Origin of the sequence: Dermabacter sp. HSID17554 (assembly GCF_003989295.1) — a bacterium.
In the GTDB taxonomy this organism is placed as follows: Bacteria; Actinomycetota; Actinomycetes; order Actinomycetales; family Dermabacteraceae; genus Dermabacter; species Dermabacter vaginalis.
The window spans coordinates 413,131-435,803 of the sequence record NZ_RBLW01000002.1 but is presented as its reverse complement, the minus strand read 5'-3'; the positions used below and the strand labels follow the sequence as shown (position 1 = coordinate 435,803).

The 22,673-nt window shown below is 62.2% G+C and carries 22 protein-coding genes and 2 tRNA genes; 12 read left to right on the top strand and 12 right to left on the bottom strand.

Annotated elements, in window-relative coordinates:
* Positions 1 to 69: 69 nt before the first annotated feature.
* Together D8M36_RS05055 and nrdF are read right to left on the bottom strand one after the other, a co-directional pair.
* Positions 70 to 354 (bottom strand): GlsB/YeaQ/YmgE family stress response membrane protein, encoded by a 285-nt coding sequence (locus tag D8M36_RS05055; RefSeq protein ID WP_126847208.1) that lies wholly within the window; start codon positions 352 to 354, stop codon positions 70 to 72.
* Positions 355 to 660: 306 nt separating this feature from the next.
* Positions 661 to 1,638, bottom strand: a complete 978-nt coding sequence (nrdF, locus tag D8M36_RS05050) for a class 1b ribonucleoside-diphosphate reductase subunit beta (protein WP_126847206.1) — start codon at positions 1,636 to 1,638, stop codon at positions 661 to 663.
* Positions 1,639 to 1,862: 224 nt separating this feature from the next.
* Here nrdF and D8M36_RS05045 point away from each other — a divergent pair, with 224 nt between their 5' ends.
* The 8 genes from D8M36_RS05045 (at position 1,863) to D8M36_RS05010 (ending at position 10,225) form a co-directional block, all read left to right on the top strand.
* Positions 1,863 to 2,084 carry a DUF6199 family natural product biosynthesis protein gene (locus D8M36_RS05045; protein WP_126847204.1) on the top strand — a complete coding sequence of 74 codons (222 nt, stop codon included), beginning with the start codon at positions 1,863 to 1,865 and terminating at the stop codon, positions 2,082 to 2,084.
* An 11-nt stretch (positions 2,085 to 2,095) separates the two neighbouring features.
* Positions 2,096 to 2,386, top strand: coding sequence for a hypothetical protein (locus D8M36_RS05040; RefSeq protein WP_126847202.1), 291 nt, complete (start codon positions 2,096 to 2,098; stop codon positions 2,384 to 2,386).
* Positions 2,383 to 2,694 (top strand): DUF6199 family natural product biosynthesis protein, encoded by a 312-nt coding sequence (locus tag D8M36_RS05035; protein WP_126847200.1) that lies wholly within the window; start codon positions 2,383 to 2,385, stop codon positions 2,692 to 2,694. The genes D8M36_RS05040 and D8M36_RS05035 overlap by 4 nt, the downstream gene beginning before the upstream one ends.
* 203 nt (positions 2,695 to 2,897) lie before the next feature.
* Complete coding sequence (locus tag D8M36_RS05030; RefSeq protein ID WP_161970208.1) at positions 2,898 to 3,875, top strand: LacI family DNA-binding transcriptional regulator; 978 nt, start codon at positions 2,898 to 2,900, stop codon at positions 3,873 to 3,875.
* A 35-nt stretch (positions 3,876 to 3,910) separates the two neighbouring features.
* Entirely contained in the window at positions 3,911 to 5,215 is a 1,305-nt protein-coding gene (locus tag D8M36_RS05025) for an ABC transporter substrate-binding protein (RefSeq protein WP_126847196.1), read from the top strand.
* A gap of 33 nt (positions 5,216 to 5,248) precedes the next feature.
* Positions 5,249 to 6,139: a carbohydrate ABC transporter permease gene (locus D8M36_RS05020; protein ID WP_238638386.1), complete on the top strand. Its 891-nt coding sequence runs from the start codon at positions 5,249 to 5,251 to the stop codon at positions 6,137 to 6,139.
* 1 nt (position 6,140) lies between these two features.
* Complete coding sequence (locus D8M36_RS05015) at positions 6,141 to 7,010, top strand: carbohydrate ABC transporter permease (RefSeq protein WP_126847194.1); 870 nt, start codon at positions 6,141 to 6,143, stop codon at positions 7,008 to 7,010.
* A gap of 32 nt (positions 7,011 to 7,042) precedes the next feature.
* Positions 7,043 to 10,225 carry a glycoside hydrolase family 2 TIM barrel-domain containing protein gene (locus D8M36_RS05010; protein ID WP_126847192.1) on the top strand — a complete coding sequence of 1,061 codons (3,183 nt, stop codon included), beginning with the start codon at positions 7,043 to 7,045 and terminating at the stop codon, positions 10,223 to 10,225.
* Between the two features lie 479 nt (positions 10,226 to 10,704).
* Here the strand turns inward: D8M36_RS05010 and nrdE are convergent, their stop codons facing one another.
* From nrdE to D8M36_RS04990, 4 genes are all read right to left on the bottom strand, one after another.
* Positions 10,705 to 12,840 carry a class 1b ribonucleoside-diphosphate reductase subunit alpha gene (gene nrdE, locus D8M36_RS05005; protein ID WP_126847411.1) on the bottom strand — a complete coding sequence of 712 codons (2,136 nt, stop codon included), beginning with the start codon at positions 12,838 to 12,840 and terminating at the stop codon, positions 10,705 to 10,707.
* Between the two features lie 5 nt (positions 12,841 to 12,845).
* On the bottom strand, positions 12,846 to 13,253 hold the full coding sequence (gene nrdI, locus D8M36_RS05000; RefSeq protein ID WP_126847190.1) for a class Ib ribonucleoside-diphosphate reductase assembly flavoprotein NrdI: 408 nt from the start codon (positions 13,251 to 13,253) through the stop codon (positions 12,846 to 12,848).
* Between the two features lie 26 nt (positions 13,254 to 13,279).
* Complete coding sequence (nrdH, locus tag D8M36_RS04995) at positions 13,280 to 13,537, bottom strand: glutaredoxin-like protein NrdH (protein WP_126847188.1); 258 nt, start codon at positions 13,535 to 13,537, stop codon at positions 13,280 to 13,282.
* 391 nt (positions 13,538 to 13,928) lie between these two features.
* On the bottom strand, positions 13,929 to 15,338 hold the full coding sequence (locus D8M36_RS04990; protein ID WP_161970207.1) for a Gfo/Idh/MocA family protein: 1,410 nt from the start codon (positions 15,336 to 15,338) through the stop codon (positions 13,929 to 13,931).
* 186 nt (positions 15,339 to 15,524) lie between these two features.
* Between D8M36_RS04990 and D8M36_RS04985 the strand changes: the two genes are divergently transcribed.
* Both D8M36_RS04985 and D8M36_RS04980 read left to right on the top strand, forming a co-directional pair.
* A complete protein-coding gene (locus D8M36_RS04985; RefSeq protein WP_126847185.1) occupies positions 15,525 to 16,193 on the top strand; it encodes a lysophospholipid acyltransferase family protein in 669 nt (222 codons plus the stop codon).
* A 12-nt stretch (positions 16,194 to 16,205) separates the two neighbouring features.
* Positions 16,206 to 16,598: a universal stress protein gene (locus tag D8M36_RS04980; RefSeq protein ID WP_126847183.1), complete on the top strand. Its 393-nt coding sequence runs from the start codon at positions 16,206 to 16,208 to the stop codon at positions 16,596 to 16,598.
* On the opposite strand, the gene D8M36_RS04975 is transcribed toward D8M36_RS04980, so the two are convergent.
* The 3 genes from D8M36_RS04975 to D8M36_RS04965 all read right to left on the bottom strand — a co-directional run bounded on the left by D8M36_RS04975 (position 16,595) and on the right by D8M36_RS04965 (position 18,854).
* Complete coding sequence (locus D8M36_RS04975) at positions 16,595 to 16,948, bottom strand: metallopeptidase family protein (protein WP_126847181.1); 354 nt, start codon at positions 16,946 to 16,948, stop codon at positions 16,595 to 16,597. The two genes, D8M36_RS04980 and D8M36_RS04975, sit on opposite strands and share 4 nt — an antisense overlap.
* A 94-nt stretch (positions 16,949 to 17,042) precedes the next feature.
* The gene (locus tag D8M36_RS04970) at positions 17,043 to 18,530 is read right to left on the bottom strand and encodes a catalase (protein ID WP_126847179.1); all 1,488 of its coding nucleotides are present in this window, start codon (positions 18,528 to 18,530) and stop codon (positions 17,043 to 17,045) included.
* Positions 18,531 to 18,781: 251 nt separating this feature from the next.
* A tRNA-Glu gene (locus D8M36_RS04965) sits at positions 18,782 to 18,854 on the bottom strand.
* Positions 18,855 to 18,981: 127 nt separating this feature from the next.
* On the opposite strand from D8M36_RS04965, the gene D8M36_RS04960 reads away from it, so the two are divergent.
* Positions 18,982 to 20,712: an alpha/beta hydrolase gene (locus D8M36_RS04960; RefSeq protein WP_126847177.1), complete on the top strand. Its 1,731-nt coding sequence runs from the start codon at positions 18,982 to 18,984 to the stop codon at positions 20,710 to 20,712.
* A 139-nt stretch (positions 20,713 to 20,851) separates the two neighbouring features.
* Positions 20,852 to 20,927 (top strand) — tRNA-Thr (locus D8M36_RS04955).
* A gap of 260 nt (positions 20,928 to 21,187) precedes the next feature.
* On the opposite strand, the gene D8M36_RS10475 is transcribed toward D8M36_RS04955, so the two are convergent.
* From D8M36_RS10475 to D8M36_RS04940, 3 genes are all read right to left on the bottom strand, one after another.
* Positions 21,188 to 21,400, bottom strand: coding sequence for an ImmA/IrrE family metallo-endopeptidase (locus D8M36_RS10475; RefSeq protein ID WP_446717764.1), 213 nt, complete (start codon positions 21,398 to 21,400; stop codon positions 21,188 to 21,190).
* A 205-nt stretch (positions 21,401 to 21,605) separates the two neighbouring features.
* Complete coding sequence (locus tag D8M36_RS10470) at positions 21,606 to 22,238, bottom strand: DUF3800 domain-containing protein (protein ID WP_126847175.1); 633 nt, start codon at positions 22,236 to 22,238, stop codon at positions 21,606 to 21,608.
* Positions 22,238 to 22,603, bottom strand: coding sequence for a helix-turn-helix domain-containing protein (locus D8M36_RS04940; protein ID WP_126847173.1), 366 nt, complete (start codon positions 22,601 to 22,603; stop codon positions 22,238 to 22,240). The genes D8M36_RS10470 and D8M36_RS04940 overlap by 1 nt, the downstream gene beginning before the upstream one ends.
* Between the last annotated feature and the right edge of the window lie 70 nt (positions 22,604 to 22,673).

Sequence of the window (22,673 nt, the reverse complement as noted above, 5' to 3'; positions counted from 1 at the left end):
AAAGTGCCCGCCCCCTTGTTGTGGGGCGGGCACTTGCGCTCGAGGCGCGTCTCTATTGATTCGTCACGATCAGTTGTCGGACTTCGTGAGCAGTCCGTAAACGAACATGACCACGAGAGCGCCGATCACCGAAAGGAGGATCGTCCACAGCGACCACGGGTTGTCAAGGAGCGAGCTCCAGCCACCGTCGCCGAAGAGACCACCGATGAGGCCACCGACGATGGCGCCGATGACACCGAGGATGATGGTCATCCCCATACCCATCGACTGCTTGCCCGGCATGACTGCACGGGCGAGGAGGCCAATGAGGCCGCCGATGATAATCCACGAAATGATTCCCCAAATAAGAGACATGGAGTGACTACTTTCTGTTGAAGTGAACCAGGTCCACAAGTGTCCCGGGCGGTGTTAGCGAACCTGGGTTAGCGAACAGTGCCCGGGCGGTTGAAAAGTCGTCAACCATCATCAATCCTACCTGGGAGACACATCCGCAAAACTGCACGTCATCTGAAATTTCACACCTCTTTACCGAACACGCAGTACACCTTTGCTGGAGCACCACAACTGCGCCTCTCGCCACGGCGGCGCCTCACAAAGAGTGGGCGGCACGTCCACACACGTGCCGCCCACTCTTTTAACAGTCGCGAAGAACTATTCGAATCAGAAGTCCCAGTCGTCGTCCTCAGTCTCGACGGCCTTGCCCATGACGTAGCTCGAACCGGAGCCGGAGAAGAAGTCGTGGTTCTCGTCAGCGTTCGGGGAGAGCGAGGCGAGGATGGCGGGGTTCACCTCGGTCGCCTCCTGCGGGAACAGCGCCTCGTAGCCAAGGTTCATGAGGGCCTTGTTGGCGTTGTAGCGAAGGAACATCTTGACGTCCTCGGTCCAGCCGACCGGGTCGTAGAGGTCTTCGGTGTATTCCTCTTCGTTGTCGTAGAGGTCCATGAGCAGGCTCATCGTGTAGTCCTTGAGCTCCGCCTGGCGCTCGGGCGACTGCTTCTGAACGGCCTGCTGGTACTTGTAGCCGATGTAGTAGCCGTGAACAGCCTCGTCGCGAATGATGAGGCGAATGATGTCGGCGGTGTTCGTGAGTTCGCCGCGGCTCGAGTAGTACATCGGCAGGTAGAAGCCCGAGTAGAACAGGAAGCTCTCGAGGAGGGTCGAGGCGACCTTGCGCTTTTCGGGGTCGTCGCCGGTGTAGTACTCGAGAACGATCTTCGCCTTCTTCTGGAGGGCCTCGTTGTGCTCGCTCCAGCGGAAGGCCTCGTCGATCTGCTTGGTGTTGGAGAGCGTCGAGAAGATCTGCGAGTAGCTCTTTGCGTGCACGGATTCCATGAACGCGATGTTGGTGTACACGGCTTCTTCGTGGGGGGTCACAGCGTCGGGGATCAACGAAATAGCGCCGACGGTTCCCTGCACCGTATCGAGCAGCGTGAGCCCGGTGAACACGCGCATCACGAGTTCCTGCTCCTGCTCGTTCAGCTTCGACCAGCTCTGGATGTCGTTCGAGAGCGGCACCTTTTCGGGAAGCCAGAAGTTGCCTGTGAGGCGATCCCACACTTCCTGGTCTTTGGGATCTTGGATGCGGTTCCAGTTGATGGCCTGCACGCTGTGCTTGATGTGGTCGGTGTTCACGCTCATCCTTTCGCAACGATGGTTCTCAGCAGGCGTCGGACTCCAGGCCGGCTTAGCCGGCCGCCCCATCCCTGCCAGCGTAAGCTCGGGGGTTCCGACGCTTGCCCACGCGGCATTCTCGCCCATCCTAGCGAGCCGAACCGACGACTGGATGAGGGGCGCGTGACTTGCTCTCAGCGGGGCGTTTTAGGGTGAGCTGTAGATCACGCCCGCAGTAGTCAGGATCCCTCATGCCGTTCGTTTCGCTCGTGTTTGTCCTGTTCATCCTCTACGGCGCAGCGATGGCTGTTTTCCCCTTCCAAACGTGGGAGATCACCATGGCGTGGGCCTATAAGGATCGCGAGGCGAACGAGCCCAGCCCGGCAGGCCTGGCAATCATGAGGGTGGGCGGCGCCATCATCGTCATGGGGGCGATCGCCATGTTTGGCTATTACCTTCAGGCCACGGGGTAGGGGTGGGTCTCGTGTCGCTGCCGTCCATGGTCCTCGCGTTCATTTTCTTCGCCGCCTACATTCTCGTGTGCCTGTGGGCGGCGATTGCACCACGCGGCCTGTGGCGAGCACTCAACGGCCGGGTCTATTGGCACCGACGCGGTGCTGAACCGAGCAGCGCCGTCTTTATGCGGATGCGGATCGTGGGAATCGTCGCGGCGCTCATGGGCGTGGTGGGTATCCCGCTCGCAGTCGTGTGGGCGATGGTCACGAACGCGGTCACGAACGGTGAGGGATACAAGCAGATGGGAGCTCAATCATGATGTTCTTGGCAGTGATCGTACTTGCGCTGTGCCTCGTTTTCGCGCTGTGGTACGCGATTTCGCCGCAGCATCTGTGGCGCACCTTTTACTCGTGGCGCTACCGGGACCGGGAGGCGAACGAGCCGAGCGAGACGACGTACTTTCTCCAGCGCGTCGGCGGCATCGTGGGGTCAATCCTCGCGGTTATTGGCATCATCGTGATCATCGCCCTCGCGCTCGATGGCCAGGCAAAGGAGTACGAGCGGAGGAAGCAACTCGAAGGCCAGCAGCTACAGGTCCAAACGGTGGTCCACTTCCCGGAAGCGTGACCATCACCCCCGCTTACACCGCAAGCGCGTAAAACGCGCTGTCTAGCCCGCTGAGTGGTGCAATTTGACATCCTTCTGGTGGCACACGTTACAGTGACTGGGAGCGCTCCCAACGGGTGTGCGTCACGCGGCTACGAAGTCGCGAGGCGCGCAAAACTCCGCAACGCATGGGGGCGCGAAACTCAGCGAGGAGGAGGACACACGTGGCCACGATCAACGATGTCGCTCGCGCCGCGGGCGTCTCCCGCAGCACCGTCTCACGCGTACTCAACGGACAGATCTCCTCCCCCGAAGCCCGCGCCAAGGTTGAAAAAGCGATCGCCGAAACCGGCTACCGCGCCAACGCCCACGCACGCTCCCTCGCCTCGGGCAAAAGCAACGTCTACGCGGCGATCCTCACCGAGCCCTACGGCGAGTTGTTCGAGGACCCCACCTTCGGGCGGATGCTCCAGGGCATCAACTCCGCACTCGTGGGCACCGACATTGCCCTCAACCTACTCTTCGCCACCACCGACGAGGAGCGCGAACGCACACTGCGTCAGCTTGCCCCGAACCGGGTCGACGGCGCGCTCGTGCTCTCGCCCCACATCGACGATCCGCTGCTCGAAGCAATGAGCACCGCGATTCCCACGATCGTTCTCGGCCCCCTCGTTGAGGGGCGAGAGAACACGTGGACCGTAACGATCGATGACCGCCAGGGCGGCGAGCTCGGTGCGCGCCACCTGGTTGAGCGCGGCGCCCGTCGCATCGCAATCATCGCCGGCCCCGACACGGCGCAGGGCGCCCACGATCGCGTCGAGGGCCAGCTCTCAGCACTCGGCACTGCCCCGCTCGAGGTCATCCACGCGCCCTACTCGACGGGCGGAGGGGCCTCGGCCACGCGAGAGCTCCTCGCGCGACACCCCGACCTCGACGGAATTCTGTGCGGCTCGGATCGCCAGGCCCTCGGCGTTCTCGCCGTGCTCCGCGAAGCCGGCCGAAGCATCCCTGGCGACGTCAAGGTCGTGGGCTTCGACGACCATGCCTTCGCCGCCGAAACGACCCCGGCGCTCACCACCATCGCGCAACCCATCGTCGACGTCGGTGCGAGCGGGGCACGCCTCCTCAACGCCCTCGGCAATGCCCAGCCCATCGAATCGCTCACGCTCCCCACATCCCTCGTGGTGCGCGAAACGACCTAAAACTTCCACGAACACAAGATTCAAAGGAGAACCTCATGAACGACAGTTGGATCCACGAGATCCCCGCGTCGGTTCGCGCGATCCGCGAGGCCACCGCGAGCCGTCGCGCCGTCCTCGGTGCGGGAGCCGGCGTGAGTGCGCTCGCCCTGCTTGCAGGTTGCGGCGCGAACAACGACCCGAACACGGTCACCGTCGGATCCCACCAGAGCGATGCGATCCCGAAAAAGGCCGTGCTGGACATGCTGAATTCGTGGAAGGGCGGCAAGGTCGACATCAACACCGTCGACCACGAAACGTTCAAGGAAAGCATCAACAACTATCTCCAGGGCAACCCCGACGACGTGTTCACGTGGTTCGCGGGCTACCGCGCACGCTTCTTCGCCGAGCGGGGCCTCGTAAGCGACCTGAGCGATGTGTGGGAAAACATCGACGGGATGCCCGAGTCGATGAAGGTCGCCTCCTCCGCCAATGACGGCCGCCTCGTGTTCATCCCGTGGAACTACTACCCGTGGGCCGTGTTCTACAAGCCGAGTGTGTTCGACAAGCACGGCTGGAGCGTTCCCGAAACCTTCGACGAATGGCTCGCCCTCAACGAGGACATCAAGACCGCGGGAATGACTCCGATCGCGTTCAGCGATAAGGACGGCTGGGAAGCGATGGGCACATTCGACATGCTCGACCTGCGCGTCAACGGCTACGACTTCCACGTCTCGCTCATGGCGGGCAAGGAGTCGTGGGAAAGCGAAGAGGTCAAGAACATCTTCGCGGCCTGGCGCGAACTCCTCCCCTACCAGCAGGCTGATCCTCTCGGGCGCACGTGGCAGGAAGCCGCGCAGTCGATGCTCAAGGAGGAAACCGCGATGTACACGATGGGCATGTTCATCGACCAGCAGTGGGCAGAGAGCGACGACCCAGAAGACCTCGACTTCTTCACCTTCCCCGAGTTCGATCCGTCGATCGGCGCGGATGTCGTCGAAGCCCCGATCGACGGCTGGATGATGGCGGCGAAGCCCCACAACGAAAAGAAGGCGAAGGAACTCCTCACGTACCTCGCGACGGCCGACGCCATCCAGTACAAGCTCGATGCCGATCCTTCCGTGATCTCACCGCGCACGGACCAGGATCAAAGCAACTACTCGAAGCTCCAGAAGAAAGCCGTCGAGCTCATCACCAACGCGAGCGCGATTTCCCAGTTCCTCGACCGCGATACGCGCCCCGATTTTGCCTCGACGGTCATCAGCCCGTCGCTGCAGAACTTCCTGAAGAACCCCGACTCGATCGACTCGATCCTTCGCGACATCGAGAAGCAGAAGAAGTCCATCTTCCCTGCCGAGTCCTAACCCCTATTTCGACCTCTATCCAAGGAGCGAGTCGTGTCCAAAAAGATCGGACCGCTAGCCAAGCTGCACGGTAAAGATAAATTCACCGTGATCGCGATGAGCGTCATCCCGCTCGTGATCGTCGGCGTTTTCGTGTGGATTCCCGCCCTATGCACCGTGATCCTGTCCTTCAGCAACTGGGACGGCATCGGCGGCCTCGGCGACATTCATTTCGTTGGCATCCAGAACTACATCGACATGTTCACGATCTACCCGCCGTTCTGGCCGGCGCTGTGGCACAACGTCGTGTGGCTCCTCGTGCTGTTCTTCATCTTCACTCCGCTCGGGATGTTCCTCGCGGTGCTGCTCGATAAGGAACTGAAGCTCACGAAGTTCTACCAAACCTCCCTCTATCTGCCGGTCGTGCTTTCGGCGGCCCTCATCGGCTTCATTTGGCAGCTCATGTACAGCCGCGACCAGGGCTTCATCAACGCCGTTTTTGGCACGCAGATCGACTGGTACGGCGACCCGAACATCAACCTGTATGCCGCGATCATCGCCAACGGGTGGCGCCACGTTGGCTACATCATGCTGCTCTACTTAGCGGGCCTCAAGGGCGTTGACCCCGCCCTCAAGGAAGCAGCCGCCCTCGATGGCGCGAGCCCCACCCGCACCTTCTTCCAGATCATCTTCCCGGTGCTGCGCCCCGTGAACATCCTCTTGCTCGTCATCACGTTCATCGAGGGTCTTCGCGCGTTCGACATCGTGTGGATCATCAACAAGGGCCGCAACGGCCTCGAGCTCATCTCGACCCTCGTGACGTCAAACGTCGTGGGCGAGGCAAGCCGCATCGGCTTCGGTAGTGCGCTCGCCACGATCATGCTCATCATGAGCTCGATCTTCATCGTGATTCAGTTGCGCATCATGCTCAAGGGAGAGAACTGACATGACCCCGAAGAACAAGAACCTCACCGTCTCGAGGGCGTTCCTCAACGTCTTCCTTTTGATCGTTGCTCTCGCCTGGCTGTTCCCGCTCCTGTGGGCGCTGTTCAACTCGTTCCGCGACTACGGGTACACGAGCCAGCACGGCTATTTCAGCTTCGGCGGCTTCACGCTCGACAATTTCGTGAATGCGTGGGAGCAGGGCGGCTTCACCCAGTCGTTCCTCAACTCCCTCATCATCACGTTCTTCGCGGTCGTGTTCACCCTCGCGTTGAGCTCGTGCATGGCGTTCGTGCTCGCCCGTTTCTCGTTCAAGTTCAATCTCGCGATGCTCGCGTTCTTCGTGGCCGCGAACCTGCTGCCCCCGCAGTCGCTTCTCGTGCCGATCTACCGCATGTTCATGTGGATCCCGATCCCCGAGTTCCTCTCGGCCTCCGGTTCGCTCCTCGACACCCACCTCGGCGTCATCATCGTGAACACGGCCTTCCAAACCGGCTTTTGCACGTTCGTGCTCGCGAACTACATGAAGGCCATCCCGGCGGAAATTTACGAAGCGGCCGACGTCGACGGCGCCTCGGTGTGGTCGCAGTTCTGGACTCTCACCATCCCGCTGTGCCGCACCCCTCTCGCTGCCCTCGCAACACTGCAAACTGCCTGGATTTACAACGAATTCTTCTGGGCTACGGTGTTGCTGCAAAAGGGCGATAAATTCCCCGTCACGAGCTCCCTGAATAACCTCAAGGGTTCGTTCTTCACCGACTACAACCTGCTCTCGGCGGGCTCGATTATCGCGGCCCTGCCCATCTTGATCCTGTTCTTCGTGCTGCAGCGTCAGTTCGTCTCGGGCCTCACGATGGGCTCGACCAAGGGCTAAGATTCTCGACCGCCACGACAAAGGAGTTTTCCATGAGCACCCTTTCCGAGATCACCTCCTACTCCCCCGGCTCGGGCGCGCGGATCTCGCCGCGCAGCCACCTCACGACGACCGCGCAGGCCATGAGCCTCGCGGGCACGTGGAAGTTCGCATACTCCCGTAGCGCCGAGGGCGCGGGAGAATCAGCTCCGACGGTGGACTTCGACGACTCGAGCTGGGACGACATCACCGTGCCCTCGCACTGGGTTCTCACCGGCGGCGGCGACTACGGTGACTTCGGGAAGTATGGCGCCCCGGCCTACCAGAACGTGCAGTTCCCGTTCCCCGTCGACGCCCCGAATGTTCCCGACGACAACCCGACGGGCGACTACCGCACCCGCTTCACGCTGAGCGCCGAGAAGGTCGAGGAGCTCGAGAAGGGCACGCGCGTGTACCTGCGCACCCTCGGCATCGAGTCCCTCGCGATCATCAGCCTCAACGGTGAACAGGCGGGCGTCGTGCGCGGCTCGCGCCTCACGCAGGAACTCGACGTGACCGACTTGGTCAAAGAGGGCGACAACGTGCTGCACGTGCGCGTGCATCAGTGGTCCTCGAACACGTATCTCGAGGACCAGGACCAGTGGTGGCTGCCCGGAATCTACCGCGACGTTGAGCTCCTGTTCCGCCCGGCCGCCGGCATCGAGGATGCGTGGCTGCGCGCCGATTTCGACCCGACCAACGGCCCCTCGGCCCCCGGCCCCGGCACGCTCATTCCGGAAATCCGTGCTGAAGAGGCCGCCTTCCCCGTCACGGTCGCCATCGACGAACTTGGGATCTCCGAAACGTTCGAGAGCCCGGCAGCCGTCGGCCCCATCCCCGTTCCGGAAGTGGAGCCGTGGAGTGCGGACGTGCCGCGCCTGTACACCGCGACCGTGTCGAACGCCGCGGAGACGCTCACGATCCGCACGGGGTTTAGGCGCGTCGAAATCGTGGGGCACGAGTGGCGCGTCAACGGCAAGAAGCTGCGCATTCGCGGCGTGAACCGGCACGAGTACGACCCGAAGCTTGGCCGCGTGTGGGATCGCGAGAAGGCCCAGGAGGGGCTGCTGCTCATGAAGCGCCACAACGTGAACGCGATCCGTACCTCCCACTACCCGCCGCATCCCGAGCTGTTCGATCTTGCCGATGAGCTGGGCTTTTGGGTCATGGACGAGTGCGATTATGAAGCGCACGGCTTCCTTGGCGAAAACCGGCGAGATGTTCCCGCGAACGATCCGCGCTGGCGGGACGCGCTTCTTGACCGCGTCGAGCGGTTCTTCGAGCGAGACAAGAACCACCCGTCGATCATCTCGTGGTCGCTCGGCAACGAGGGCCACACCGGCGCGAACATGGCGCAGATGGCGAACTGGCTGCGCCGCCGCGACCCGGAGCGCCCCGTGCATTACGAGCAGGACTACGACGGGCAGTACACCGATCTGGTCTCGCGCATGTATCCGCCGATCGAAGCGATGCACGAAATGGCCCTAGGGCGCGGGACGTTCGGCGGCACCATTCCGGGCCGCAACGCGGAGCTCGCGAAACGCCCCATGATCCTTTGCGAGTACGTGCACGCGATGGGCAACGGCCCGGGCGGCATCACGGAATACGAAGAAATCTTCGACACCTACCCCCAGTGGCACGGCGGCTTCGTGTGGGAGTGGCGCGATCACGGCATCGCCGCCCGCACCGAGGATGGCACCGAGTTCTACGGCTACGGCGGCGACTTCGGCGAGCAGGTCCACGACTCGTCGTTCGTATGCGACGGCCTCGTGCTTTCCTCGGGTGAGGCAACTCCGGGGCTCGTCGAGTTCGGCGCAATCGTGAGCCCGATCAAGCTCGAGTTCGACCTCGCTATTGAGGGCGATACCGAGCGGGCCCTCGATAACGATGTCGAGGACGTCGTCATCACCGCGGCGTACGTCCAGGACCTCCGCCATGCCGGCGATCTCGACGACTTCGTGTTTGAGGTCATCGATGAGGTCGACGGCCGCGAAGTGCTTCGCCGCGAGTGCACGGTCGAGGAAGTTTCCGCGAACGGCTGGAACGGCTACGCCGGGGAGTTGGCTCTGCCACCCTTCGCCGAGGGCCACGAGGGCGAACTTTCGGGCGAAAAGTTCCGCACGATCCGCGCGGTTCTGCGCGAGAGCACCGCTTGGGCCGACGCCGGCCACGAAGTAGCGTTCACGCAGGTCCCGGTCGAGGATACGACCAGGATTGTGGCGCCGTCGCATCCGGCTGCTCTTCGCACAACGGCGAGCGGCGAGACAGGTGCGCAGGCCGATCAGGTGCAGGGTTCCGACGGTTCCTTCGCCCTCGGCGAGGCCCAGTTCGATCCGCGCACGGGCGATCTCGTGAAGCTTGGAAGCCTCGAGCTCGCTGGCCCCCAGCTCCGCCTGTTCCGCGCCCCCACCGAAAACGATTCGCTCGGTGACTTCGGCTCATACATCCTCGCCGACCCGGCCGAAACGACCGGCTCGGGAACCGAGGCTCCGCCCACCGCGGCACTGTGGCGTGAGATCGGCATCGATAAACTCGAGCGCCGCGTCATTGGCGTGTGGCTCGACGAGCATGAGGTCCGCGCCGTGCACCGCTACAGCACGCCCGCCGGCCGCGCTTACGTCGATCTCGACCTCACGTGGCGCCTCGAGGACTCCTCCGGCAAGGCGAAGGGCGGCACCTCGCGCGCTCTTCGGTTGTATGCCGACGCCGCACCTTCCGCGAACTGGGAGTACGTGTGGGGGCGCCTCGGCCTCGAATTCACGGCGCCGCTCGGCGCCGGCGACGCCTCGTGGTTCGGCTCGGGCCCCCTCGAGAACTACGCCGATTCGTGCCGCGCGGCGCGCATCGGCCGCTTCTCGATGCCCGTCTCGGATCTGAATGTCGAGTACGCGGTTCCGCAGGAATCTGGCTACCGCCCCGGTTTGCGCGAGCTTCAGCTGTCGGGTCTTGGCCTCACCGTGCGCACGGATGCCGTCGGACCCCACCGCGAACGCCCTGGCTTCCAGGTGCGTGAGCACTCGATCGAGCAGATCACGAAGGCCCGCCACCCGCATGAGCTGGGCGAAGCGGAGCGCACGCACCTCATTTTCGATGTGGCGCAGCACGGCCTCGGGTCGCGCTCGTGCGGCCCGGACGTGAGGCCCGAGTACCAGCTGCGCCCGCGCTCGGGTTCCTGGTCGCTCACCTTCGAGGTGTAACCGCCCACTAGCTGAGGGCCCCTGCCGCGGCAGGGGCCCTCTTTTGAGGTTGGGCCCTGGCTCACACCACCGGCCAAATTTCCCCTGGCCTGATCCCCTTACCTCTTTGCTAGCTCCCCAGGTCGGTCCCCGCCCCTCTCCCCGCTCCCATTCGACTCCCCACCTCCTCTCTCCCACTCGACTCCCCACCTCCTCTCTCCCACTCTCTCACCGCAGCAAAGTGGTGAAAAACGGCCGGCTCATGTCGAAAATCGACCCTTTGACGCGGCTATTCACCACTTTCGTGAGATGCCGAAGGGGCAAGAGAAGGTGAGCGGAAAAAGGGAAGGTAGAGAGGGAGGAAAGAAGGTGGGAAGAGAAGAAGGTGGGGGCCAGGAAAGGCTGCAACTGGAATCCGACGGCCACCGGCCCCGATTGCCACACAAGAAAGCGCCCCGCCCACCATCACGGTGAGCGGGGCGCCTCCTAGAAGTCCTCTGCTAGAGCATGCAGCTCACGCAGCCCTCGACCTCGGTGCCCTGAAGGGCCATCTGGCGCAAACGGATGTAGTAGAGGGTCTTGATGCCCTTACGCCACGCGTAGATCTGCGCCTTGTTCACGTCGCGGGTCGTCGCCGTGTCCGGGAAGAACAGCGTGAGCGAGAGTCCCTGATCAACGTGCTTCGTCGCCTCGGCGTACGTGTCGATGATCTTCTCGTAGCCGATCTCGTACGCATCCTGGTAGTACTCAAGGTTGTCGTTCGTCATGTACGGCGCCGGGTAGTAGACGCGGCCGATCTTGCCTTCCTTACGGATCTCGATCTTGGAGACGATCGGGTGGATCGAGCTCGTCGAGTGGTTGATGTAGGAGATCGAACCGGTGGGCGGAACGGCCTGCAGGTACGCGTTGTACATGCCGTGTTCCTTCACCTCGGCAGCGAGGGCCTTCCAGTCCTCCTGCGTGGGCAGGTGAATGCTCGAGTTCTCGAAGATCTCACGCACGCGCTCGGTCTTCGGTTCCCACACGCCGTTGATGTACTTCTCGAAGTATTCGCCGCTCGCGTACTTCGAATCCTCGAAGCCCAGGAAGGTTTCGCCGCGCTCCTGCGCGATCTTCGTGGAGGCCTTAATGCACTGGTACACAACCGAGTAGAAGTACATGTTCGTGAAGTCGAGGCCCTCCTCGCTTCCGTAGTGGATCGACTCGCGCGCGAGGAATCCGTGGAGGTTCATCTGCCCGAGGCCGATCGCGTGGGAGGCCTTGTTCCCGTTCGCGATGGTCGGCACCGAGGAGATGTCGGAGGAATCCGAGACCGCCGTGAGGGCACGGATCGCCGTCTCGATCGTCTTTTCGAAGTCGGGCGAGTCCACGGCCTTCGCAATGTTGAGCGAGCCGAGGTTGCACGAGATGTCGCGGCCGAGCGTCTCGTAGGAGAGGTCGGCGTTCATCGTCGACGGGGTCGAGATCTGGAGGATTTCCGAGCACAGGTTCGAGTGGGTCACCTTCGCGCCGCCGATGGGGTTCGCGCGGTTCACGGTGTCCTCGAACATGATGTACGGGTAGCCCGATTCAAACTGGATCTCCGCGAGCACCTGGAAGAAGTCGCGTGCGCGGATCTTCTTCTTCGCGATGCGATGGTCGTCCACCATTTCGCGGTACTTTTCGCTCACGTTGATGTCGGCAAACGGCTTGCCGTACACGCGCTCGACGTCGTACGGCGAGAACAGGTACATGGGCTCGTTGTTCTTCGCGAGCTCGAACGTGATGTCAGGGATGACAACGCCGAGGGAGAGGGTCTTGATGCGGATCTTCTCATCGGCATTCTCGCGCTTCGTGTCAAGGAAGCGGAGGATATCGGGGTGGTGCGCGTGGAGGTACACGGCACCGGCACCCTGGCGTGCACCGAGCTGGTTCGCGTAGCTGAACGAATCCTCGAGAAGCTTCATCACGGGGATGACGCCCGAAGATTGGTTCTCGATCTGCTTGATGGGTGCGCCGTGCTCGCGGAGGTTCGAGAGTAAAAGGGCCACGCCGCCACCGCGCTTGGAAAGCTGAAGCGCGGAGTTGATCGAGCGACCGATCGACTCCATGTTGTCCTCGATACGCAGGAGGAAGCACGACACGAGCTCGCCACGCTGCGCCTTGCCGGCGTTGAGGAAGGTTGGCGTCGCAGGCTGGAAGCGACCATCGAGGACCTCGTCGACGATGCGCTCCGCGAGCGCCTGATCGCCTGCGGCGAGGGTCAGAGCAACCATGCACACGCGATCTTCGAAACGCTCGAGGTAGCGCTTACCGTCGAAGGTCTTGAGCGTGTACGACGTGTAGTACTTGAACGCGCCGAGGAAGGTGGGGAAGCGGAATTTCTTCGCGTACGCGCGCTTATAGAGCGACTTGATAAAGTCGAAGCTGTACTGGTCGAGAACGTGCTTCTCGTAGTACTCCTTCTCCACGAGATAGTCGAGCTTCTCCTGCAGCGTGTGGAAGAAGACCGTGTTCTGGTTGACGTGCTGGAGGAAGTATTCGCGGGCCGCCTCGCGGTCCTTGTCGAACTGGATCTTGCCGTCCGCGTCGTACAGGTTCAACATGGCGTTGAGCGCGTGATAATCCATCGCCTTGTTGTGCTCGTAGCCCGGCATCTCGGTTAGCTCTGCCAAAACCGTTCCAACCCTTCTTTGACTTTGGTGACATCCCTCGATGTCCCAAGGAGCTCAAACTTGTAGAGGTGCGGCACGTTGCATTTGCGGGCGATGATGTCGCCGGCGATGCAGTATGCCTCGCCAAAGTTCGTGTTCCCTCCCGAGATCACGCCTTTGATGTGTGCGCGGTTGCGCTTGTCGTTGAGGAAGTGAATGACCTGCTTGGGGACCGCTCCCCCGGTATTGCCGCCACCATAGGTGGGCACCATGAGCACGAAGTCTTCGTCCATCACGAGCGGTTCTTCGGTGCGTCGCAGCGGGATTCGCGCGACGCTTGACTCGGGAAGCTCAAGCTTCTCGATGAAACGCTTGGTGTTCTCCGAAACGGACGAAAAGTAGACGAGCTTGCTCATGGCGCACGGTCACGACCCTTAAACGCTTAGAGGCTTGCCGCCTGGCGAAGTTCGCTCGCCTGCGCGGTGAGAGCCTTGATCTTGTCGGGGCGGAAGCCCGACCAGGAGTCGTTCGCGGTGGTCACCACGGGTGCCTGCATGAAGCCGAGCGACTTGAGGTGCGAGAGAGCCGCGGCGTCCTCGGTGATGTCCACGAGCGTGTACTCGAGACCAGCCTTGTTGAGGGCGCGCTTGGTGGCGTCGCACTGGACGCACATGGGCTTGGTGTAGACGGTGATCTCCATGAGAGGCCTTTCAAACTTCGTGGTGTGCTTCGTGTTCGCGGGGGACGCAAAACCTCGATGCAAGGCTGCGCGAACCAACGGACTCAACACTACACCTAGTGGCAGATCGATAGGAACACCACAAGATGTACTGAATTACACGAATGTGATGTGGATGGCGTGTGGACACGCTGTGACCTCATGTGAACGCACAGTGAACAGCGATGGCGTTATCCACGAACCATGCACGTCGCAGGCGCGAGGCGCGGTGGATGGAGTTGTGGACAAGTTGTGTTCGACGGTGAATTTTCGAAGTTTTCCACGACGACTTGGGGACGGAAGCTCGCGCCACCGTCCCCAAAAAATCCTTGTGTGATTCACACCCTTCGGCGTGTCGCACCGCAACCGAAGGCTACGCCTCGCTGGGCTCGTTCCCGCTTGCGTTCTTCGCCTCGCTGCGCTCCGCCTGCACGGGCGCGCTCTGCTCGGAGATCTCGACCTCGCCCTCCTCGGCACCTTTCGAGCTCACGGCCTCGAACTCGCCCTCGGTCGGCTCGGGCGCACTCACGATCGGGGTCTCCGTGAGCGGGTTCTCGGCAACGACGGTGCTCCCCTCGCGCGCCTCAGCCCCGTGGCCGCGGCTCTCCTGCTCGGCTCCCGCACCCTCGCTCTCGGGCTCGGGCTCGGGCTCGGCGTTAATATCGCGCCCCTCCACAAGGGCGAGCTCGCCAAGAACAGCTCTCGCCACCTCGAGATCCTCGAGCGCCTCGGTGAGTCCGTACGCAGGCTCCTTCCCCTTCGCCGCAAACGCGTAGAACGCTTCGTGGAGGCCGTAGGCGGGCGAAAATTCCGAAAGGCGTTCGCTCGTGACAATCGCGCCGTCAGACTTCTGCGTGAACGTGAAGGATCCTCGCGTATCGAGATCGGCGGCATGGGGAAGTTCCACGCGCCCCTGCCGGCGATTCGTGACGAAACGAATCGCGTCGTGGAACTCCGGCGCGAACGGCAGGTAGTGCCACACGAGACGCACGTGCACGCCCTTCTCGAGCGCACCGAGCACCTCAATCGAACCGGGGATCACCTGCTCGGGCCAGTGCCGCACGCCGTGCAGTTCCACGAGCGGACCGTAGGTCGAGCGCAAGAGCGCGAGTTGAGCGAGCAGGCCCGTAAGCAGGCCCTTGACGTAGATATCGCGGTCGCGCTGATTCGCGCCGGGTCCCGCGCCTTTCTCCACTGCCTCTTTGAGGCTTTCGCGGCGCGCAATGCGCTGCTCCGAGGGCAGGTCGTAGGCCGCGGAGGTCACGTGGTGTTTCCCGTGCATCACGGAGCTCGCCGGCATCAGCGTCTCAAACTCGAGGCTGCGCAGGTCGCGTGCCTGGTTCTCGTCCACAAGGAGCCGCACCGACGAGTCATAAAGCGCACCGTAGGCAAGCATCACGAGAGGGCGGCCAGCCATCCGCTCGAACTCAGCAATCGCCTGGAGCTCTTCCGTTCCATACGCGACGGGTGGCTCAACGAGAACGGGAATGCCACGCTTGATGATCTGGAGGATGTCCTCACCCTTCACGCCATCGGCACTAAAGACAACCGCATCAAGCTCAACGTCCTTGCTGCGCACGGCTGCCATGAGATCCTTGACGCTCCCGTAGCGTCGCTTTTCGTCCATGCCCCATTTTTCGGCCGCCTCGCGGAGCCTGCGCGGCGAAATATCCACGACGGCGCTGAGGTGGAAGCGATCGTGGCGGCGCTGCAGCATCGGCAGGTGCACCGTTTGCGCGCACGTCCCGAGCCCCACAACGGCAACGTTAATTTTCGAGGGCATGAGCGAAATCCTTCCGGTCGTGGCGGGGTGCACCGTGCGAAAAGGGTTCCGACGCCTGCCGGGCAACCGTCGGACCCCCATCCATTAAACACGCGGGCCCGCATTAGGAACTGCACCAGCAAGCGATTACGCTGAGAAATGTGTGCGATGCGCACGTGCGAGAGAGCTAGCCGAAGGAGCAGGCCGGTGTTTTACAAAACCGCCCACAGACTCGTCGCGCCGATCATCAAAGCGTGGTGGCGGCCGAAGGTCACGGGACTTGAGAACGTTCCCGAAACCGGCCCCGTGATTATTGCGGCGAACCACCGTGCAAATGTGGATTCCTTTCTCGTGCCCGTCGTGTTCAATCGCAAGGTGCGCTACATCATCAAGGCCGATTTTTGGCACAAGACCGGCCTCACCGCCCGCATCAAGCAGCGCTTCTTTGAGGCGGTGGGCTCGATTCCCGTGGAGCGCGGCACCCTGAAGTCCGCGCACGGTTCCCTCGAGAAGGCCCGCCAGGTACTTCAGGAGGGTGGCCTGTTCGCGATTTACCCCGAAGGCACCCGCTCGAAGACTGGCAAGCTCGGCCGCGGCCGCACCGGTATCGCGTGGCTGGAAGAAAAAACGGGCGCGCCCATCATCCCCGTGGGGCTCGTGGGTACCGAAAAACTTTTCGTACCTGGCAAGACCCTCCCCCGCCCGCGGCGCGCGAAGCTCGAGGTGCGCATCGGCACGCCCATCGACTTCAGCGACATCGATCGCTCGCTGCCCGAAAACCGCAGGCGCCGCGCCATCACGGATCGGGTGATGGAGGAAATCCAGAAACTCAGCGGGCAAGAACGCGAAACGCCCCAGCCGAAAACCGAACACTGAAGGAGATCAACGGTGAGCATCCTCGTGGCCTACATTCCCACTCCGAAAGGCGAAGCGGCCCTCGAAGCCGCGATCGAGCGCGCCATGCAGTTCGGCACCGCGCTGCGCCTCGTCAATGTCGTGCGCGACTCGGTCGAATCGGATCCGCGCCACGCGAGCGCCGAACAGCTCTCCTTCGCGGAGCAGACGGCCCGCCGCGCGGGCGTGCGCGACGTTAATTCTCGCACCAGGCACATTGACGACGGCGACGAGGTTGCCCACGCGATCATGAGCGAGATCGAGGAAACGGGCGCGGACACCCTGGTGCTCGGGGCCCGCTTCGGCGGCACGGACGACCCTCGCTACCTCGGCAACACCATTCAAACGGTCATCGCGGACTCCCCCGCGGATGTGTTGATCGTCTAGCCCCAGCCGAGTTCGTGGAGGCGATCCTCTTCGATGCCGAAGAGGTGGCCGATCTCGTGGAGCACCGTCACGCGGATCTGCTCCTCGAGCTGCTCGCGACTTGAGGCCATACGCGTGAGTGGCCCGCGGAAAATCACGATGCGGCCCGGCTCGAGGAGGCCGTCGTAGTGGCCGCGTTCCGTGAGGGGTACGCCATCGAACACCCCCAGTATCTCCTCGCCGCCCTCCGGTTCCTCCTCTACGAGGATTACCGTGTTCGAGTCGGCGACCTGCGCCGCGACCTCAAGAGGGAGGGAGTCGAGCGCGTCGTCGACCGAAGCTTCGAAGTCTTCGCGGCTCATGGCGTCCATGCCCCAAGAATTCCAAAACGCCTACGTGGAGGCAAGCGTCGGCCCCGCCCCCACCGAGCGTGGCAGGAACGGGGCCGAGCGTTTCCGCTATGCGTTACTGGACGCTGCCGGGAACCTCGGCGTCGCCCGCGTTTGCCTTCACGGCCTTCTCGATGCGCTCGCCGATCTCCTGATCAACGTTCTTCCAGTACTCGAACGCGCGCGAGAGCACGGGCTCGATCACGCCGTCGAGGGCACCCGCGACGGTGTTCACGAACTCCTCGCGCTCCTCGTCGCTAAACACCTCGCGCACGAGGGTGCCGGCCTGGCCGAAGTCATCGTCCTCGGCGTGGAGGGTGTACGCGGCGCGCACCATGTCGCCGTCGCTCTCCCAGCCGTTGTCGACCGGGCCCTGCTCATCCTGGTACGCACGACCGAACGAGTTCGGGGCGTACACGGGAGCATCGCCCGAGTGGAAGAACTCCATCGCCCCTTCCTTCGAGTAGGTGTTCTGGTCGTTCACCGGGCGGTTCACGGGCAGCTGGTTGTAGTTCGTGCCGAGGCGGTTACGCTGCGCATCCGGGTAGGAGAACACGCGGCCAAGCAGCATCTTGTCGGGCGAGAAGCCGATGCCCGGAACAAGGTTCGAGGGGCTGAATGCCGCCTGCTCAATCTGCGCGAAGTGATTCACGGGGTTCTGGTTGAGCTCAAACTCGCCCACCTTGATGAGCGGGTAGTCCTTCTTCGACCAGGTCTTCGTGAGGTCGAACGGGTTGAAGCGGTAGGTCTTCGCATCCTCGTACGGCATGATCTGCACCGAGACATCCCACTTCGGGAACTCGCCGTTCTTGATCGCGTCGAAGAGGTCCTTGCGGTGAGCATCGGCATCCTCGCCCGCAATGCGCGTCGCCTCCTCATTCGAGAGGTACTCCACGCCCTGCTGAGTGTGGAAGTGGTACTTGACCCACGACTTCTCGCCAGCCTCGTTCACCCACATGTAGGTGTGCGAGCTGTAGCCGTTCATGTGGCGCCAGGTCTTCGGAAGACCACGCGGCCCCATGAGGTACGCGACCTGGTGGGCGCTCTCCGGCGAGAGGGTCCAGAAATCCCACTGCATCGTCGCATCGCGCAGGCCCGAATCGGGAAGGCGCTTCTGCGAGTGAATGAAGTCGGGGAACTTCATGGGGTCACGGAGGAAGAAGATCGGCGTGTTGTTGCCAACGATGTCGTAGTTGCCCTCCTCCGTGTAGAACTTGAGCGCGAACCCGCGCACGTCGCGCCACGTGTCGGGCGAGCCGAGCTCACCGGCCACGGTCGAGAAGCGGGCGAGCATCGGAGTCTTCTGACCCTTCTGGAAAAGCTTCGCCTTCGTGTACTTCGAGACATCCTCGGTCACGCGGAGCTCACCGAACGCGCCCGAACCCTTCGCGTGAGGGCTGCGCTCGGGAATGCGCTCGCGGTCAAAACGCGCGAGCTTCTCTACGAGGTTGACGTCATGGAGAAGGAGGGGGCCGTTCGCACCAACGCTCAGCGAGTGAGCATCGGATTCACGCACGGCACCGGCTTCATTCGTGCTCGGAAGGTTCGGATCAAAAGTGCTCATTCTTCTTCCTGTCCTTATCTCGTGGGGGGAGGAATCAAGGGGCGATCTCCCCCGCTTCGTCGTGGAGGGATCACTCTTGTCAACACTACCTGCGCTCCTTGAGCACACTCGCAAAGTCCGCACGATGGCGGCGGGCAGGCGTCGGACCCTTCGCCCGCGCCCTCACGGTTGCGCCAACCCCGCACGTATGCCCTCACAGCACCACCGCAAAAAAGAAAACCGCCCGCCATTATGGCGGGCGGTTTTTGCTGTACCCCGTACGGGATTCGAACCCGTGTTGCCGGCGTGAAAGGCAGGTGTCCTAGGCCGCTAGACGAACGGGGCGGGCGGAAATACTCTACCCACCTCGGCGGCCAAACGCCAACTGGGAGAGTCTGACGGTGATGCACGGCACCGCGTGGTTGAATGAGGGGAGCCATTTTGCCCTCTCAACAATCCGCGAGGTCCCTTCGTGACACCTATCCGCCCCTCCCGCTTCAGTGTGCGTGCGCGTGCTGCCGCCGCCGTTAGTGCCCTCACCCTTGCCGCGCTCTCCCTCAGTGGATGCGGGGCCCTCATACAAGCGGGCCAACAAACGTCATCTGGCTCAAACGGCACCGCCGCCACGGGCAGCAGCACCTTCGAAAAGGACGCCGAAGCAGCGCTCAAGGACCTCGAGGGGACCACGAGCAAAGCCTTCGGAACCGACGGCATGGAACCCCTTGGAACGATCGCCCCCGTCACAGAATCCGCCGCCTACGATCTCGGTGCCGACCCCGCCAAGGACGAGCGCTGGGCGAAGTTCTACGATCAACGCGCCGAATGGGGCGAATGCGAACGCGCTGAGTATAAGGCTGCGGAGTGCGCCACGGTCGACGTTCCCCTCAAGTGGAACGAACCGGAAGGGGCAACCCTCTCGCTCCTCCTCACCCGCCTGCCCGCGAAAGCCGAGAAACCCAAGGGCTCGCTTCTCGTCAACCCCGGTGGCCCCGGCGGCTCGGGCGCCGAACACGTCGCCGCCTACGGCTCCATGCAGATCAGCCCCGGCGTTCTCGAACAGTACAACGTGATCGGTTTCGATCCGCGCGGCGTGAAGGATTCCGACGGTATCCAGTGCCTCGATGATGCTGAAACCGACGAGATGCTCTCGACCGACCTTCCCGACACCGAAGAAGGCGCACAAAAGGCAAAAGAATGGTCTGACAAGCTCGCCAAGGCCTGCGGCGAGAAGTCCAGTGACCGGCTCCAGTACGTCGATACGTACTCCGCGGCGCGCGACATGGACGTGATCCGTTCGGCCGTCGACTCCGAAAAGCTCGACTACCTCGGCTTCTCCTACGGCACGTACCTCGGCGCGACCTACGCCGAGATGTACCCCAAGCGCACGGGGCACCTCATCCTCGACGGCGCTCTCGACCCGTCACTCACCACGAACGAAATCGTGGCGGGTCAAGCCGAGGGCTTCGAAAACGCCGTGAAGGACTTCGTGACATGGTGCCAGACCGAGCGCGACAGTTGCCCCCTCACGGGCAGTGTTGACGAGGGCATCCAGCAGCTTCGCGACTTCATGAAAGACGCCGGAAAGAACCCCATTCCCACGGCAAGCGGCCGCAAGCTCAACGAAGCCCTCGCCTCGACCGCGATTCTCACGGCCCTTTACAGCAACGAAACCTGGGAATACGTCGCACTCGGCATCGAGAGCGCCAAGAACAACAATTCCGCCGACGTTCTCCTCATGCTCGCCGACCTCGCCAACGAACGCGAAGCCGACGGCACGTTCAAGTCCAACAGCACATTTGCGAACCCCGCCGTGAACTGCCTCGACCACGTGGGCGTGACCGACAAGGAGTGGCTCAAGAAGGAAGGCGATCGCCTCGCCAAGAAGTACCCCACATTCGGCCCCTCCCTCGGCAGCAGCGATGAGGACGGCTGCGCAAACTGGCCCGCTAAACCAGTGCGCTACCCCGCAAAGATCAACGCCAAGGGCTCGAGCACGATCGTGGTGATCGGCACCACGGGCGACCCCGCAACCCCGTACCAGTGGGCCGAATCCATGAACGCGCAACTCGAGAACTCCGTGCTCCTCACCTGGAAAGGTTTCGGGCACACCGCCTACGGCCGCTCGGGCGGCTGCATCGAGGAAATGGTCGACGCCTACCTCCTCGAGGACAAGGTCCCGGACGACGGCGCGAAATGTGAGTAGAAACTGAGCCCGGGTGTGCGGGGCGCTACACACGTCACCCCGCGCGAGATGTGACCGGTCCATCACCTGCACGGTTTGGCACCCGGGCCGTTTCTCCCGTAAAGTTGTGGTTCGTGCGCGGCGCGTGAGCGACGCACACGCCTCCTTAGCTCAGTCGGTAGAGCGATTCACTCGTAATGAATAGGTCGCCGGTTCGATTCCGGCAGGAGGCTCCACAAAAAAGCGGCCCCCACCAGGACAAACACCCGGTGGGGGTTCTTTTTATTTGGATTGAAGTGGCGGGTTGTTGCCCTTCTTGTTGCCCTTCTTTGAACAGACCCCAAAACGACCTATTCATTTTCGGGCACCCGCCACGGCGAACAGCTCCGAGGCGGTGAGCGTCTCGCAACGCGCTTCAAGCATCGACCGAGTGACCCACAACTCTTCCGCAAGCTCTATCGGGTCACGCGCCCACCGAGAGGCCTTCACGAGCGCCTCAAACTGTACGAGGCGCGCCGCCGCTATGCGGGTTCACCTCGCGCTCGCGGGAGGCGCTACAGGCCCGCCCCTCGCCCGCTTCGAGGTGTACGAGCTCATGCGCGAGCGTGCAACGCCGCTCAACCTGAAGCAGACGCTCATCCAACCGAATAAGGTCCCGGCCGTTCGTTTCGCCGCACCGCCCCTCAAGCCGCGTGAACTCAACACGCACAGCAGGGAACGCGGCGTGCAGATGATCCCAAGGGTTATAAAAACTCACCCTCCCACGATGGCGGGAGGGTGCGACATTTAAAGCTCGCGGGGGGGTTGCGCGGACAGGCAAGTGTGTAATACTGGAACCACCGAGACCCCCCTGTCCGAATAGTCTCCGTATGGTGCGCGTGCTTTCAATCGAAAAGCTAGGTAGGGGGGTCGACCTATGTAAAGACCCAGAAGGACCCTCGAGGTTGGTATGTCCTTGGTCTAATCATGCGTAGATGAGTCGAGTTTCTAACCCTATCTGTACGCACCGACCTTCCAATCGCTCCGGCGACCATGTCGGCCATTTGGACTGCGGCATTTTTCTTTGAATCTACGAAGCGGACAGCTTTGATGGTGCCTGGCGACTCTCGGTTTACCATTCGTGTCAAATATTCGGAGTCGCGCACCCCAAACCCTTTAGCATCCTGGCCGTCGATAAAAATCTTTGCGTCGCGTACTTGACCGAAGTTATTGGTGAGCAAGAGCCGGATCGCGTACGCCTTCAGCGCACTCGGACTGGATCGAAGCTTCGGACTGTAGAGTTTTTGCTTGTCAATGATGATGGCACGCACCGCAAAGTCAACATCACTCGTACATTCGAAGAAGCATGTCCGCACTCGATCTTTCGTCTTCGAGTACTTGAACTCGCTGGCGTGGCGGTTCTTGTCTGAGCACTCATGGATGCGCCTAGCAAGCTTCGCAATCTCCAAAGGCTCCCTGAATATGCACGCCGCCATCACAAGGTGGGAGGTTGACCCAGTTTCAAATTTCAACCCCCCGTCCCCCGAATCATCGATGTAGACCCACATCACGCCGCGTCATCTCCGTCGTAAAAGGTTTCTGGGGTTTCGGCTTCATGGTCGAGCTTGTCGCGTACCGCCGCGCCCGTGTTCGGGGTTTCGTGAGCGGCGAGGGCGAGCGAATCTCGGATTAGCGCACTGTCGGCCTGTTCAAGCACGTCTAGTGGGTGCAGGTTGAGAGCGTGGCAAAGGGCTACGAATTCATCAAGGGGGATAACTTTTGTCCCTGCAAGCATGCGCGAGACGGTCGAGTAGTTCACCCCTGAACGAGCTTCGATTGTCTTGAGTGTAACTCCCTGCTCACGGTAGGCCTCGCTGAGAATGCGGGCCACTTGCGTGCCGAACTCGCCCACTGAGCGCTTTCCAGTTGCCATGCCATAAGTGTGCCATACGGCAACACGCCCACGCTTGCCATTTGACAAAGTTCCACCGTTGTAGTTTTAT